This window comes from Streptomyces echinoruber (assembly GCF_014651135.1).
In the GTDB taxonomy this organism is placed as follows: domain Bacteria; phylum Actinomycetota; class Actinomycetes; order Streptomycetales; family Streptomycetaceae; genus Streptomyces; species Streptomyces echinoruber.
Window position 1 is genome coordinate 114792 of sequence record NZ_BMWH01000012.1, and the last position, 15037, is coordinate 129828.

13 protein-coding genes and 1 pseudogene are annotated in these 15037 nt (G+C 73.9%); 6 read left to right on the top strand and 8 right to left on the bottom strand.

Annotation, left to right across the window (positions count from 1 at the left end; genetic code table 11):
- Nucleotides 1-45: 45 nt before the first annotated feature.
- From IE225_RS16155 to IE225_RS16165, 3 genes are all read right to left on the bottom strand, one after another.
- Entirely contained in the window at nt 46-1152 is a 1107-nt protein-coding gene (locus IE225_RS16155) for an AI-2E family transporter (RefSeq protein WP_190058212.1), read from the bottom strand.
- A 276-nt stretch (nt 1153-1428) separates the two neighbouring features.
- A complete protein-coding gene (locus IE225_RS16160) occupies nt 1429-3054 on the bottom strand; it encodes a glycosyltransferase family protein (RefSeq protein WP_229879607.1) in 1626 nt (541 codons plus the stop codon).
- A gap of 306 nt (nt 3055-3360) precedes the next feature.
- Nucleotides 3361-4647, bottom strand: coding sequence for an MFS transporter (locus IE225_RS16165; protein ID WP_190058213.1), 1287 nt, complete (start codon nt 4645-4647; stop codon nt 3361-3363).
- Nucleotides 4648-4900: 253 nt separating this feature from the next.
- Between IE225_RS16165 and IE225_RS16170 the strand changes: the two genes are divergently transcribed.
- The 3 genes from IE225_RS16170 to IE225_RS16180 all read left to right on the top strand — a co-directional run bounded on the left by IE225_RS16170 (nt 4901) and on the right by IE225_RS16180 (nt 7001).
- Entirely contained in the window at nt 4901-5137 is a 237-nt protein-coding gene (locus IE225_RS16170; protein WP_373303200.1) for an SAM-dependent methyltransferase, read from the top strand.
- A gap of 238 nt (nt 5138-5375) precedes the next feature.
- Entirely contained in the window at nt 5376-5921 is a 546-nt protein-coding gene (locus IE225_RS16175; protein WP_190058214.1) for a hypothetical protein, read from the top strand.
- Between the two features lie 456 nt (nt 5922-6377).
- Nucleotides 6378-7001: a hypothetical protein gene (locus tag IE225_RS16180; protein WP_190058215.1), complete on the top strand. Its 624-nt coding sequence runs from the start codon at nt 6378-6380 to the stop codon at nt 6999-7001.
- Nucleotides 7002-7326: 325 nt separating this feature from the next.
- Here the strand turns inward: IE225_RS16180 and IE225_RS16185 are convergent, their stop codons facing one another.
- Nucleotides 7327-7860, bottom strand: a complete 534-nt coding sequence (locus tag IE225_RS16185; protein WP_190058216.1) for a hypothetical protein — start codon at nt 7858-7860, stop codon at nt 7327-7329.
- Between the two features lie 161 nt (nt 7861-8021).
- Between IE225_RS16185 and IE225_RS16190 the strand changes: the two genes are divergently transcribed.
- Both IE225_RS16190 and IE225_RS16195 read left to right on the top strand, forming a co-directional pair.
- The gene (locus tag IE225_RS16190) at nt 8022-9290 is read left to right on the top strand and encodes a sensor histidine kinase (RefSeq protein WP_190058217.1); all 1269 of its coding nucleotides are present in this window, start codon (nt 8022-8024) and stop codon (nt 9288-9290) included.
- Between the two features lie 128 nt (nt 9291-9418).
- Nucleotides 9419-10063, top strand: a complete 645-nt coding sequence (locus IE225_RS16195; RefSeq protein ID WP_190058218.1) for a response regulator — start codon at nt 9419-9421, stop codon at nt 10061-10063.
- 563 nt (nt 10064-10626) lie between these two features.
- On the opposite strand, the pseudogene IE225_RS34035 reads toward IE225_RS16195, so the two are convergent.
- From IE225_RS34035 to IE225_RS16210, 4 genes and pseudogenes are all read right to left on the bottom strand, one after another.
- Nucleotides 10627-10838 (bottom strand): annotated as a pseudogene (locus IE225_RS34035) (DapH/DapD/GlmU-related protein); the annotation flags it as partial.
- A gap of 159 nt (nt 10839-10997) precedes the next feature.
- Nucleotides 10998-11189: a maltose acetyltransferase domain-containing protein gene (locus IE225_RS34040; RefSeq protein WP_373303201.1), complete on the bottom strand. Its 192-nt coding sequence runs from the start codon at nt 11187-11189 to the stop codon at nt 10998-11000.
- Between the two features lie 76 nt (nt 11190-11265).
- Nucleotides 11266-12486, bottom strand: a complete 1221-nt coding sequence (locus tag IE225_RS16205; protein WP_229879609.1) for a PP2C family protein-serine/threonine phosphatase — start codon at nt 12484-12486, stop codon at nt 11266-11268.
- A gap of 616 nt (nt 12487-13102) precedes the next feature.
- Complete coding sequence (locus IE225_RS16210; protein WP_190058219.1) at nt 13103-13630, bottom strand: SRPBCC family protein; 528 nt, start codon at nt 13628-13630, stop codon at nt 13103-13105.
- 394 nt (nt 13631-14024) lie between these two features.
- Here IE225_RS16210 and IE225_RS16215 point away from each other — a divergent pair, with 394 nt between their 5' ends.
- Entirely contained in the window at nt 14025-14795 is a 771-nt protein-coding gene (locus tag IE225_RS16215; RefSeq protein WP_190058220.1) for a DUF5701 family protein, read from the top strand.
- The last annotated feature ends 242 nt before the right edge of the window (nt 14796-15037 follow it).

A 15037-nucleotide genomic window follows, 5' to 3' on the forward strand; every position in this document is an offset into this window, starting at 1 on the left:
GGGGGAAGCGGGTAGGCGGCCGCGACCGCGACCGCGGAGGGGCGGTCATTCGCCGTCGCCGGCGGCCCGGTGGGGGATCTCGGGCCTGCTGTCCCCCCGCATGGGCAGCTTCAGCGGCCGGCCGTCGCGGTGCTCCCAGATGTCGCGGAGGACGACCTGGATCATGCCGGCGACGGGGATCGCGAGCAGGGCGCCGAGGATCCCGGCGAGCTCGACGGCGATCAGGATGGCCAGCAGCACGGTGAGGGGGTTGAGCTTCACCGTCCGCGACAGGATGACCGGTTGCAGGAGGTGGTTCTCGACCTGCTGGTAGACGATGAAGAAAACGACGGCCACGATGCCGGCCGGCAGGGAGTGGATGAACGCCGCCACGGAGGCGACGACGGCTCCGAGGGTGGCCCCCACCAGGGGAATGAGATCGGCGAGGGCGACGAACAGGGCGAGCAGGCCGGCGAACGGCACCCCGGTGACCAGCAGCACGATGTAGGTCAGCACCCCGCAGATGACGCTGATCAGCAGATTTCCGGTCAGGTAGCCGGTGACGGTGCGGGCGCACGCGGCTCCGACCCGGCGGATGCGGGCGGCCCGCGCCTCGTCCACCAGGGCCAGTGCGCCGTCGACGGCCTTGGGGCCCTCCAGCACCATCAGGTAGGCCAGGACGAAGATCGTTACGGCTCCCGCCACCGTGGTCGCGGCGCTGCGGACGAACGCCAGGGCGGGTGTGCCCAGCCCGGTGGCGAAGGAGCGGATCTGCTCCCGGTGCTGCCGGACGTACCGCAGGGCGTGCGTGCGCTCGAGCAGGTCCCCGATCGGCCCGCGGCCGGCGCGGGCGTCCTGGATGATCCCGGGCAGACGGCCGGCGAGCCGGGTCCCCTCCTGGACCAGAGGAGTGACGAACAGGGCGACCAGCGCGCCGATGACCACGATCGCGGCCAGGAAGACCAGCAACGTGGCCACCGAGCGGCGGCAGTGCTTCACCCGCCGCTCCAGCGCGTCGACCGCGGGGTGGAGGGCGACGGCGAAGAACAGCGCGATCACGGTCCACACCAGTACACGGCGTGTCTGCACCACCAACTGCAGCAGGAGGTAGGTGGCGAGCACCAGACCGATGGCGGCGAGGATGGTCCGGACCGGAACGGGACGCGTCTGCATGGGCGGCGGGTGCCCGGCGCCTGCCACGGGAAACGGCGAGCCCCCCGCACCCACCCGCCTGCCGCAGTCGGGAATTCGGGCCCGTCGGGCCGATGTCGCCGTGGTGGACCGGCCCGACCGGCCCGACCGGTTCGACCGACTCGGAGGGGACGAAGCGCGTCGGCCGTTCCCCGCGCCGACCCGGCCGCCCCGCACCGCCTCGCACCGCCCCGGCCGTCGCGGCCCGGCGGATGCTACGGGGCCGGGGCGGCGCGGGGAACGCGGCGGGCCGGCCCGCTACGGGCGCGGCTCGATGTAGACCCGATAGCGGGCGAGGGTCCCGGGGGCGGGCAGCGGGTGCGACGGCCAGGCCGCGGCGTAGCCGGGCGGCCGGCCGCCCGGCGGGACGAGGACGGCGACGTTGTGGTCGCGGGCGGCGGCCAGGATCCCGGCCGTCGTGATGTTGACGTTGGGTCCGGTGGTGGCGATGGACAGGCAGCCGCCGTAGTAGGCGATCGGGACCGTCGCCGGGCCGCTCACCAGGCACGGCGGCCGGACGCCGAGCCGTTGCAGGCCGTCGGCGATGCGCTGCCAGTTCCGGTGGGAGGCGTCGGTGCGGGTGACGGCGCGGCCGAGGACGGCGTACTGGACGGCCAGGTGCCCCGCGAGCGCGAGGAGGACCAGGGAAGCGGTCACCGGCCGCCACCGGGAGCGGGCCGCTCCAAGGGCCAGCCACACCAGGCAGTCCGCGACCGGCAGGGCGAACAGCGCGTAGGCGGGCAGCAGGAAGCGGGGCGCGGCGTAGTCGATGAGGAACAGGTACGGGACGGCGGAGGTCACCGCGCAGGCGGTCACCAGCACGGTGTCGGCGCGTCGGCGCCTCCCGCGGGAAGCGAGCGCGAGCACCACCCCGCCGGCGGCGGCGACGGGCAGCGCGAGCCACCACAGGTAGACGGCGGGGTGGGGCCAAGGCGCCTGGCAGGGGCGGCACAGGCCGATCCCGGCGAGCGAGCGGAGCTGGTCGCCGACGGCCAGGTGCGGGCCGAGACCGCCCTGGAACTCGCTGGCCAGGTGCAGCCGTTCGGACAGGCCGCCGAAACGCACGTACGCCTCGACGACCCATTCGGCCGCCCCGGCGACGATCCCCAGCAGGACCGCCGCGAACAGCGCCGGCCGCCGCCACCGGCGCACCAGGACGGGGGCGGCCAGCATCGGCAGGGCCGCCCAGACCGCGTCCATGGGGCGCATCAGGGCCATGACGGCGGCGCAGCCGGCGAGTCCCCACAGGGCTCGGCGAGCCGTCGGGTCGTCCGCGGCGCGCAGGAAACAGCCGACCGCGCCGAGCGCGGCGAACGCGACCCACAGGTTCGGCATGGCCTGCGGGCCGTAGAAGACGGTGATCCACAGGCTCCAGAAGAGCAGCCCAGCCAGCGCCAGCACCGCCGGCGGGCGCCGTCCGCGCCAGGCCAGCAGGGCCAGGAAGAGGGCCAGGCCGGAGACGACCGCCAGGTAGACGCGGAGCGCGATGGTCGACGAGGTCAGGGCCGCCACCGGCAGCACCAGCAGCGAGACGCCGCGGGCGCGAGGCGCGCTGAAGGCGGTGGCGGGAGCGTGGTGGCCGACCTGGCTGACGTAGATGACCTCGTCCCAGCCCAGGCCGAGGCGGGGCGGCACGAGAAGGAGCTGGGCGACGATGAACGCCGCCGCGGCCGCGGCCGGCCACGGCCACCAGCGGCCTTCCGCGCGGAGTGCGGCCGGAACCCGTGCCTCGGGGGCGCGGGTGGCGGTCTCGAAGCCGGCGGTTTTGCCGGCGCCCGTCGGCAGGGTGTCCGACGCGCCGGACGGGGCGGGACCGGACGGGGCGGGACCGGACGGGGTGGGACCGGACGGGGTGGGACCGGACGGATGGTGCTCTGGCTCCATCGGTGCTCTCCTCCCATGATCACCCCAGTCAAAGTGAGGGGTGGGAGCAGCGCATGCGGAGCGGGCAACAGCTGACCCGGAAGGGTGAAGGGCGGCCGCGCGGGAGGTGGGGCCGGGGGCTGCCTCCTTTCGGTGTTCCGTCCCGGAACCGCCGCCCGGTGCCCTGCCGTCGGGCCGCGCCGGGAGGCGGTGGCCCCGCCGGTGGGACGACGGGGCCACCGGGCGGTCAACCGCGCGGTGGACCACGCGCGGTCACGGCACGGCGGACCACGCGCGGCTCACGTGCGGTGGCTCACGCGCGGCGGCTCACGCGCGCGGCCGGTCCCCGGGGCGGGCCGAGGCCGTGGCGCGCAGGACGGGATCGCTGCGCAGCCGCGTGAACGTCACGAGCAGGGTGAGCGCCTGCACCAGGGCGCACCCGCCGATGACGTCGGCCAGGAGCGACGGCGGGGTGAGGGCGAGCAGGACGCCCGCCACGGGGAAGGGCAGCAGCAGGAGCAGGACGGTCAGGGACAGGGTCGTGCCGAAGGCCGCCGGCGGGATGACCAGCGAGCGCAGGGTGCGCAGGACCACGGTGAGCCCGCCGTCGGCCGCCATGAAGAGGGCCACGAGAGCCGCGTAGCCGGTGTAGGACGGGGCCTGCGGCACGGCGAGGCAGGCGGCGGCCGCGACGGTCGCGCTGATGACGCCGACCCCCCACAGGCCCAGCCGGTCGAGGGCGAGCCGGCAGCAGGCGACCGCGACCAGCGTGGCGGCGGCGGCGACGGACCAGAGCGTGCCGACGGCGGCCGCGGACCGCCCGAAGCGTTCCTCCACCAGGACGGGGCTCGCCGACTGCAGCAGGCCGAGCAGGAGATTGGAACAGGCCAGCCCGGCCACGAGCCGGCGCAGGGACGGCAGGGAGCGCAGGGTGCGCCACCCCTCCCGCAGGCCCCCGCCCGGCCCCGGCCTCCCGTGGCGCGGACGCAGGGGAGTGGGCGGGGTTTGCAGGGCGAGACCGGCGGACAGGAAGGACAGCACGCTCAGGCACGCGAGCATGCGCGTCGGCCCGGTGAGCAGCAGGACGCCGCCGAGGGCCGGACCGACGAGGGTGGCCGTCTGGTCGATGCCGATGAGCACCGACTGCACCTTGTGGGACCGCCCGGAGAGCCGGCGGCTGACGACGGCGCCGACCGCCTCGTTGGCGATGAAGCCGAACTGTGTCAGGGCACCGGTGACGGCGGCCAGCGCCATGACGGTGACGGTCTCGGCCGTGCCCGGCGGCAGTGCGGCCAGCGCGGCGGCGCCGCCCGCCACCAGCAGGGCGCGGGCCAGTGAGGCGAGGAAGCACACGATGGCCGCGCCGCTGCGGTCCACCAGGGCGCCGGCGAAGCCGAACGCGGCCACCCGGGGTATCCACTCGAGCGCGAAGGCCAGGCCGGTCAGGGAGGCGGAACCGGTGGTGGCCAGCACGACGAGCGGCATGGCGTAGGTCGCCATGGAGTAGGCGAGCGCGTCGCAGGCGCGCGGCGCGTAGATCCGCCGGAACAGGCTGCCCGTGGGGACGGCCGCGTGCCGGCCGGCCGGCTCGGCCTCGTACAGGGAGACGGTCACGAAGTCGGGGGTCTTTCACTGAGCGGAAGCACGAACGGACGGGCGAGGCGCCGGCGGCCGCTCACGCGGACGAGAACACTTCGGCCGTACCAGGCATGCGCATGACGCAACGACGGGTCACGTGAACTCCGCTCGGAAACGGTGCCGGAGACAGGCAAAGGGAGCACCGGCAGGCCTTGTTGAGGCGTGGACTACGGCGCGGTAACAAGATAGCGGAAGAGTTGCGGTCCAACTGGGCCCGCACAGGCCGGACTTGACGTTTCCGGGCGGTGACGTACGGCGACGGGTGGCGGTGGCCGGCGACGTCTGCAACAAGGCCACCGCCGCCTTGAACCTGCGCCCCCGTACCGAGGTCGAGGCGTTCTTCGCCGGCTTCGAACCGATCGACCCCGGCCTGGTCCAGGTCCCGTTCTGGCGACCGGACACCCCACCGCCGCCGGGCTCCGAGGAGATCGGCTTCTACGGCGGCGTGGGACGCAAGGCCGGCTGAGCGGCAGGGGGCCCGGCTGCGCGCAGGGCCGGCGGAACCCCGAGAGAGACCCGAGGCCCCTGCGCAGATCCCCGCACACGGGATGCCGACGAAGCGACGTCCCGGTCACCAGCCGCAAACGGCGGTGATTTTCCGGCGAGTTCCACCACGCCAAGACGGTGGGCAGCTTCTTTCGGACGTCTCATCGCCGTCCGTACAATCGCCCCATCGCCGGCGGGCGACAAAGGAATGGGGGCAGATGCAGGTCGACGACCTCCTGTGGGAGGCCAACATGCCGTCCGCCGAGCGACCCTGGTCACGCTGGTTGAAGGGAGCTGCCGGCACGGCCGGATTCGCCGCCCTGGCGCTCCTGGTCACCGCGGGCAACGGCGGCGTCGACGGTGTCCTCTTCCGTATCGCCCTGTGCGGTACGGCGCTCGCCTTCGTGATCTGGGCTGTTCTCCTCGTCCGTGACTTCAGGTCGCTGGTCGACGTGCGGGTGGTCGGTGGCGAAAATCCACAACTGCGGATGACAACCACCGCAGGACGCATCGTGACACGCGCGGCGGAGGACGTGACCCGGGTGGAACTGGTTTTCACCCCATGGCCGGAGGAGTCGATCGGCAGCGACGGCCAGTTGAGGCTGGAGCTGAAGTTTCGTCGAGGCGTCCTGGGCCGCCGCGGTCGGTGGTGCGGCACGACGACCGAGGAGATACGGCGGACCATGGACTTGTGGCAGCGCGTGTGTCCTGCCGCCACCGTGACGAAGACCGTCCGGCTGATGACGCCGGGGACCGGGGACTAGCCAGGACCGTGATCTGCCCGGCCGGGCGGCTTCACGCACACCCCGCTGGTACGGCACGCCTTGGTGGAAGGTCGCGGAGGAGAAACCATCTGCTGCGTTGTCCTCGTCGGGTCACTGTCGGGCCACTGTCGGGCCATTGTCGGGTCACTGTCGGGTCACTGCCTCGGAAGCCCCCGGGTCTCACCGCAGGTCCACGGGTGACGTCAGGACAAGCCGCCTCGCGAACTCGGTCGGACGATGACTCCCGCAGTCACGTCGAAACGACTCCCGCGTTCGAGTGCAGAGCCACGTGCAGCCTGGCCAACTGGCCAACCTGTGCGATCACAGCAGTGCACCGTGACTTTCATGCGCCGTCTTCATGACCATCTGTCTCTCGTGTTCTCCCTCGTACCCAGCCCGGGTATCTCTTCCTGACGCTTGTGAGAATCCATTCGTTGGACGGTTGGGGAGGGCCCTGTGAACGCAGCCTCTGCCGGGGTGGTCGTCGCGCTGTCCTTGACCCTGTGGGACCTGCTGCGCATCTGGCGACACGACCCGCCGCGCTGGATCGACCGGCTGAGCCTGGCGTTCTGGGGCACGGCGAGTGTGGTCGCAGCCGAGCGCTGGGCCCCGGGTTGGCCGGCGGCCGTGGCATGGGTGGTCGCCGGACTGTGCATGCTGGGCGCTGCCGTGGCCGTTGCCATCCAGGCGTTGACCCGTCCCATCCCGGTGGTCGACAAGCGGCACCTGCGGCAGCAACTGCTCGCGGCCTGTGGGCCCGACGGCCCCGAGACGACCACGGTGGGAGTCTCGAGCACCGGGTTCGTCGCCGTCCGCATGACCGGCCGACGGCCTCGTGTCCTGGCCGCCCGGCTGGATCGTGGCTGCCCGTTCTGCTTGGTGGAGGAGGTCCTGACCGACGTCGGCCAGGACGCCGAGCGCGCCATCGAGCGGTATCGCAGCGAACGGTCCAGCGGGGTCAACGCAATGGCCGTGCTGACCCGTACTGCGACGGACACCTGCCGGCGAGCCGAAATCCTCCCCATGACAGGCAATCGCAAACCCTTCCGGGCTGCTTGCTCCACCCACGCCCTGCCCTGATGCCCGGGTGGTGCGGGAACGGCAGATGCCGCTGAATCCCCTGGTTCCAGCTGAATCCCCTGGTTCCAGAGGCGCGTTGGACGATTGCCCTGTCGATTGCACGAGGTGGCGGCATGCAAGAGCGAAGCTGAAGCCGACGCGATGGGCCGGGCCCAACGCCACCGGTCATCAGTCGCGTCCGGACGGGGCTTGCGCCGCGGTTCTCGGTCCCGGCGAAGCCCCGGCGCGGCCGGCGGGGTTCGACCCGGCCGAGACGCCGGACCGGGCCGGGCGACGACCGGCCCCGCGGCTCGCGGGCGTGCCGCGGGGCGGCGGGCGGGGAGCGTCAGCGTTCCCGCTTCGGGAACAGCGTGTAGCTGCCGGCGATCACCACGTTGATGCCGATCACCCACAGCATGCGTATCTGCCAGGCCCGGAGCGATCCGGTGTCGCCGTCGTCGCCGACGTACCAGACGGCGGACTGGAGCAGGGCGAGAGCGACCAGGGAGGCGAGGATCCAGCGGCCCGCGACCTTCCATTCGTGCACGGCGCGGGCCGTGCCGTACCGCGGTGGCTTCGCCGGGGGCGGGCCGCCGGCGAAGCGGTGGGCGACCCGGGCGTCGGCCCACCTGACCGTGGCGGGGCCGAGGCCGACCGTGAACCCGATGTAGACGGCGGCCAGGCCGTGCCGCCAGTCGGGTTCGGCGCCGTTCCTCAGGTCGATCGCCGTCACGGCGAAGAGCACGACCTCCAGCAGCGGCTCGCACAGGAGCAGCGCGAGACTGGTGCGGGGCATCCGCAGGACGTAGCGGAAGGCCAACCCGGCCGCCAGCAGCACCCAGAACGCCACCTCGCACGTGAGGACCCACCCGACGACCACGATCCGCTCCCTTCGCTCACCCCTCCAGGCTCGCCGGAGACCCCGCCGCTTTCCTCGTCGGCGCGGACGAACCCGCCGCGGGCCGCCGTAAGCGAAAGTCGCAGTCCGGGACCCTCCCGCAGGAGCAGGCGGAGCCGCCGCGGGCCGTGTTGGATGGGGGCATGGCCCTCGTCCTCCCCCGTCCCCACCGCGACGACGTGCGGATCGCCGCGGGCGGGCTGCTCGGCGGAGTGGTGCTGTGGGCCCTCGGGATCCATCCGCGGGCATCCTCGGGCGACCTGGTGCTGTGGCAGGCGCCCTGGGCTCCGCTGGTGCCGCTGGCGGTGACCGCGGCCTGCGAGCTGCTGCGCCGCGTCCTGCCGCGCACCGGGCTGCTGGTCGGCACCGCCGCGCTGGTGCTGGACACGCTGACCCTGGGCAGCATCGTCACCGTGGTGCTGTACACCGACCTGGTGTACGCGGCGGTGCTGTACGGTTCCCCCGCCACCGCCCGCCGCATCCCGTGGATCACCGGGCTGCTCACCGTGCTCGGCGGAGTGGTGCCCGCCGCCCTGTGGCGCGATCCGCAGGGCCTGCTGATCGGCGTGGGCGTCGGTGTGGTCGCGTTCGCGCCCGCCGCCACCGGCGCGCTCGTCCGCAACCACCGCGACGCCGCCGAGGCCGCCCGGCTGCGCGCCGAACAGACCGCGCTGCTGGCCGAGATGGACCGCGCCCAGGCGGTCACCGCCGAACGTGCCCGAGTGGCGAGGGAGTTGCACGACATGGTCGCCAACCACCTGTCCGCGATCGCCATCCACTCCACCGCGGCACTGTCCCTCGACGACCCCGGGACCGCCCGGGACGCCCTCGCCGTGATCCGGCAGAACAGTGTCGAGGGGCTGGCCGAGATGCGGCGGCTGATCGGCATCCTGCGGGACAGCGCCGGCGACCTGGAACCCACGGCCACCCCCACCCTCGGCGGCCTGCCCGCCCTGGTCGAGGGCTTCCGCGCCCACGGTCTCGACGTCCGCCTCGACGCCGACGCCGAGACCTGCCCCGGCACCGGACCGGACGGCCACCCCGGAACCGGACCGGACGGCCATCTCGGCACCGGACCGGACGCCCGCCCCGGCAGCGGCCGGGACCGTGTGCCCGCGCCCGTCGAACTGGCCGCCTACCGGATCGTGCAGGAGTCGCTGACCAACGCGCTGAAGCACGCGGCCGAGGGCCCCGTGCGGGTCGTCCTGGAGCGGGCCGACGGTGCCCTGCACCTGCGGGTGACCAGCCCGTACGGTCCCAACGGCGGTCCGCGCGCCCCCGGTTCGGGTGCCGGCCTCACCGGGATGCGGGAGCGGGCGGCCCTGCTCGGCGGCAGTTTCCGGGCCGGCCCCGAAGACGGTCTGTGGACGGTGCGCGCCACGCTTCCGCTCGGTGGGGGAGAGCCACAATGATCGTGTCGGGCCGCCTGCCCGACCGGCGGGGCGGGGGCGAGGAGCCGTTCGCCGCGCGGCGTCGCCCACCGCGCCCCGCCGGCCGCACCCGGTCCTTTTCGGGCCGCCGACATACCCGGGAACCCCGCATGATCCGAGTCCTGGTCGCCGAGGACCAGTCCGCCGTCCGCGCCGGTCTGGTGCTCATCCTGAACAGCGCCCCCGACATCGAGGTGGCCGGTGAGGCGGCGGACGGGGAACGGGCGGTGGAGCTGGCCCGGGAGCTGCGGCCCGACGTGGTGCTGATGGACGTGCAGATGCCGCGTCTGGACGGAGTGTCGGCGACCCGGCGGATCGTCGCGGAGCGGCTCGCGGACGTACTCGTGCTGACCACCTTCGACCTGGACGAGTACGTGTTCGGCGCGCTGCGGGCGGGCGCGGCCGGGTTCCTGCTGAAGAACACGGAGGCCGGGGACCTGCTGACGGCGGTGCGGACGGTGGCGCGCGGGGAGGGGATCGTCGCGCCGGCCGTGACCCGGCGGCTGATCGCCGAGTTCGCCGCGGCACCGGCGCGGGGGGCGAAGGCCGACCCGGCCGTGCTGGACGGCCTCACCCGGCGGGAGCGGGAGGTGCTGTCCTGCATCGGCGCGGGGCTGTCCAACGCGGAGATCGCCGAGCGGCTGGAGATGGCGGAGGGCACCGTGAAGACACACGTCAGCCGCCTCCTGAACAAGCTGGAGCTGAGCAGCCGGGTCCAAGCGGCCATGCTGGCACGGGAGTTGGGGGTTCAGTAGGGAGCGCTCGGCCGTCCGCCCGCCGGGGGCGCGCCCGTGTGACGGGAGGCGGCGGGTGCCTTTGACGGGATGCGGTGGGTGCCTCGTCGCCCTCGCCGCGACCACCTGCGTCCTCAGCGTCTTCGACACCGACCTGATCATCGACAGAAACCTGATCGCCGTCGTCCTGCCGCTCGCCCTCTTCCACGGCCTCACCCCGCTGCGGCTGCTGGGCCAAGATCATGCAGTGCCCGCTGCGGGACGTGGCGAAGCCCCGCCCGCTCGGCGAGGTCACCGCACCGACCGACTCGTCGGTCGTGGCGGACATCCGCGAGCGGCTGCCCGCGGGCGGTGCGACGGGGGAAGAGGAGACGTAGACCCGGGGCGGCCCGTCGGGCCGGCCGCATCCGCTGCGGTGCCGCCCTGCCCGGTGGGCGCGTAGCGGTGCGATGGGGACCGGTGCGGTGGGGACCGGTGCGGTGGGGACCGGTGCGGTGGGACGCCGGTAGTGCCGGCGCGATCTCGAGGGTGTGTTCGCGGCGCCGGGGGAACGGCGTGTCCGGTGGCCAGGGCGGGCAGGGGTGTCAGAGGGCGCGGACGACACGGGCCGGGTTGCCGACGGCGACGACGCCTGCGGGTACGTCCTTGGTGACGACGGCGCCGGCCCCGATGACGGAGTCGTCCCCGACGGTCACGCCGGGCAGGACGACGGCGCCGCCGATCCAGATGTTGTCGCCGAGGGTGACGGGCTCGCGGCCTCCAGCTTGTCGCGGCGGGGTCGCGGGTCGAGAGGGTGGGCGGCGTCGACGTCCTCGGCGTAGGCGGCTAGGGGCTGTCGTTTGGATCACGCCGCAGACGCGGGGCCTGGCACGCGCATCTGCGGCGTTGCCGTCGGTTGCCGACGCTCCGCGTCGACGCCCTCCTCCGCCTTGCAGCTGCACGCACCAGGCCCCGCTCACCGGCACCGATCAGGCACCGTCGGCATCCTGCGCCCTGATCCAAACGACAGCCCCTGGTAGCGGGCGGCCAGGCGCACGGCCCGCTGCCGGCGTCGGGCGAGCTCGGGGTCGTCGGCGATGCAGGGATCGCCCGCGAGCATGCGCTCCAGGTTCGTGCGCGGGTCGTCCGCGAAGCAGCCCCTCGCCATGTGTACGAACGTACTCTCCAGGGCGCGGGGCAGCCGGCTCCGGAGGCGGTCGTGGCCGGGCGCCGCCCGCGGGGCGTCAGGGGGTGAGCTGCCCCTGCTGGCCGGCGCGCCATTCGGCCAGCAGGACGGTGGCGTCGTCGTCGAGGCGGCCGGCGTGGTGGTCCACGACGGCGCGCATCAGACGGCGCAGGGTCTCGTGCAGCGTCTGAAGGCCGGAGTGGTGGCGGACGATGAAGTCCACGAACCGCTCGTGCCCGAACTCCTTGCCCTGCGCGTCGCGGGCCTCGACGATGCCGTCCGTGTACAGCAGCAGCCGATCGCCGGGCTGGAGCTGCTGGTGGCGCTGCACGATGGGCAGCTTGAGGGCGATGCCCATGGGTCCGGCCGGCGGACAGGCCAGTTCCACGGTCCAGCGGTTGTTCCGGATGAGCAGCGGCAGGTGGTGCCCGCGGTTGATCCACGTCAGCTGCCCGGTGACGAGGTCCAGGTCGGCGAGGATGGCGGTGACGTAGCGGCTGGCGCCGAAGTTGGCGGTGAGCGCCTCCTCCACCGCTTGGCTGGCCTCCGCGAGTGACGCGCCCTGGCGGCGGGCGTTGCGGCAGGCGGCCACCGCCACGTTGGCGGTGATCCCGGCGACGGTGTCGTGCCCCATGGCGTCGAACACGGACAGGTGCAGGTTGTTGCCGGCGACGGCGTAGTCGAACGCGTCGCCGCCCGTCTCGTAGGCGGGTTCGATCAGGGCGCCGACGGTCACGTCATGGCCGGCGAAGGCCGGCGGCGGCATCAGGTTCCACTGCATCTCCGCGGCCACACTCATCGGCGCCGTGCGCACCAGGCGGGCGTAGGAGTCGCTGAACGTCCGCTTGCTCAGTATCAGCAACGCCACCAGCGACGCCAGGTCGCGCAGGCTCTGCTCGACGGTGTCCTCGTCACCGTCGGCGACGTCCGCGCGCAGCACCCCCAGGCGTTCCACTCCGTCGGTCACCGGCGCCCACCACCGCTGTCGCCCCTGCTCCTGCCGCGCGGGTTCGGCGACGAGGGCCACGCGCTGATAGGCCCGCCCGGGCAGTGTGCCGTCGATCTTCAACTGCTCCCCGCCGGAGCCCGCGTCCGGGCCGCGGCCGGTGACCTGCCGCAGCACCGTCTCCTGGAGGTCGACGACGAAGACGGCGACCTCGTCCAGGCCGGCCTGGGTCGCATACTTGGAGATCAGGCCGGGCAATTGCTCGAACGTCACCGTGTGGGTGGCCTGTACCAGTCGGCGCAGCATCATTCCGATGTCCACGTGGGCCGTCATACCGACACCTCCGGTCAGGAGGGGACCGTCGCGCCGGACGTGGCGCGGGCCGACTGCTGCCGGGCGGCGGTCGAGGCGCAGCCCACGCCCCGTGTTCCCGCGGGAACACACGGCGTGCGGGTCATGTCCGCCGCCCGCCGCGCCTTCGGCCCGTCGCTCCCCCCTGGAGGACGGCGGATATCCGGCACCGGATCACCGGCTTCCACACCACCGCAGGACCTGCCGGCGACATGGTTTCGCTCCCTGCCGCCGTATCCGACACGGGCCGCGTACCCGCAGGGAGACAGCCGACTCCTGATAAACGGGGCTGTCGCCGCCCGGCGGTACGCCGTCACGCCCGCGCCCCGGCCGCCGTGAACACGGGGAGGGAGGCGACCACGAGCCCCGCGCTCGCGTCTCCCGCGCCGGAGCCTGGTGGCCGCGCGGCCCCGTCACCTCCCTCCCCCCGGATCACTGCTGCCGCCCACGGCCGCCTCCGGTGCGCACGGGCACGGCGACGCGCCGCTCGGCCCCCGCGCCCGTGGCCACCGCAGTGAGCGGAGGCCGCCGCAGTGAGCGGAGGCCGCCGCACAGCAGTGATCGGGGTCCCCCTCGAGTTCCGGGCGGGGCCGGAGTGTCAGAGGGAAGGACCGGTCGACGGGCCGGCGGTGGGACCACCGGCCGACGGGCCGGCGGCAGGGCCCGCGTCCCCCGGGCGGATGCGCCCGCGCCACGCCCCCGACTCGGCTCCGCGCTCCTCGACGAACTGCTTGAAGCGCCTCATGTCCCCCTTGACGCGCCGGTCGATGGTGCCGAGCAGGTCCGCCACCTTCTCCACCGCCCCCGTCGGTTCGATCTCCATCACCAGCTCCACCCTGGTGTGGGCGTCGTCCACGCGCTCGAAGCGCACGGTGCCCTTCTGCCGGGTGTCGCCGGAGGTCGTGCGCCACGTGATGCGCTCGTCGGGGAGCTGGTCCACGATCTCGGTGTCGAACTCCCGGCGCACTCCGCCGATCTTGGTGGTCCAGTGGTTGTGGCGGTCGTCCAGCTGCCTGACCTCCTCGACGCCCTCCATGAAGTTCGGGAACTCCTCGAACTGGGTCCACTGGTTGTAGGCGGCGCGGACGGGGACGTCGACTTCCACTGTTTCCTTGACCGTGCTCATGTGTGCCTCCGTTGCGCGAATCGACTGCCGGAGGCCCGTCGGCCCACCAGGCAGGTCTCGGTTCGCTGCGCCGAGTACCCGGCCCGCGCGTCCTTACGACCGGGCGGTCCGCGCGGTCGGCTCGCCGCCTACTCCCCGGGGAGTGCCACCGGGTCCGGGACGCCCCTGGCAGTACCGGCCGTTTCGGTCGCCGGAGCGACGATTCCGGCCGTCCGCGCCGGAAGGCCGGTGACCCCCGGACAGCCGGAGGAGACCCGGACAGCCGGAGGAGAGAGGTGGCCCATGGGGACCGTACGGGAGAAGCAGGGAGTGCGAAGGCAGCGGCGGCGGGAACGTTCCGGCGAGCCGTTTCGTTGGCCCTGGGTCCATCCGCGTCGCCACCCCTGGGAGTACCGTGCCCGAGACCTCGCACGCCATCCCTGCCCTTCTCCCCGCCCTCCCGGCCCCGACCGCGCAGGCCGAGCGGCTGATCGAGCTGGGGGTGCACGAGCTGGCGGGGCTGCCCGCCGCCGAGCTGCGCGCCTTCGCCGAGGCCGCCGAGTCCCCCGCGGGCGGAGAGTCCCCCGCGGGCGGGGAGGGCCCCGCGGCCGGAGAGTCCCCCGCGGGCGGGGAGGGCCCCGCGGCCGGAGAGTGCCCCGCGGGCGGGGAGGGCGCCCTGCTCACCGTCCACCCGGACCGCGTCCCCGCCTCCGCCCTCGCGCCGCTGCTCCGCCGCGACGGCAAGGCCGGTTTCGTCGTCGCCGACATGTCCGACGTCGATCTCTTCGCCCCGCTCGACACGATCGAGCTGCCCGACGCTCCGCTCTACCTCCTCACCGGCCTCGACCGCGGCGACCACATGGCCAACTGGAGCCCGAACGAGGCCCTGCCCGCCCTCACGGCACAGGCCCGCACCCCGCTGCTGCTCACCGAGGGCATCCACTGGGTGCTGCAGCAGCCCGCCGTCCTGGAGCGCAACCACTGCTTCATGACCATCGGCTCCCGGCTGCGCAGGGCCGACGGCACGCTGGACGCCCGCACGCCGGCCGTCTGGATCAGCAACGGCACCGGGCGGGACGGCCGCGAGCGCCGCAACGCGCCCAAGGTGGGCTGGTGCTGGGCGGGCAACCGGCACACCTGGCTGGGCTTCGCCTCGGCGACGGGCCGCCGGGCCCAGGACCGGTAGGCAAGAGCCGCCGAGCTCCACCAGCCGCGTCCCGCGGCACGGAGACAGGCGAAACGCCCGACGGGGCGGACGGCCGCCGGCCGCACGGGTCCGGCCGCACGGATGCGGCAGAGCCGGAGCCGTGCGGCCGGGACCAGGACCAGCCGGCACGGGCCTGCCCGCCGGCGCACGAGGAGCGGAGCGGGACAGCGGTCGGACCCGCGCCCGGGGGCGAGCGTGTCGTGCGCGCCGCGCGGGATCAG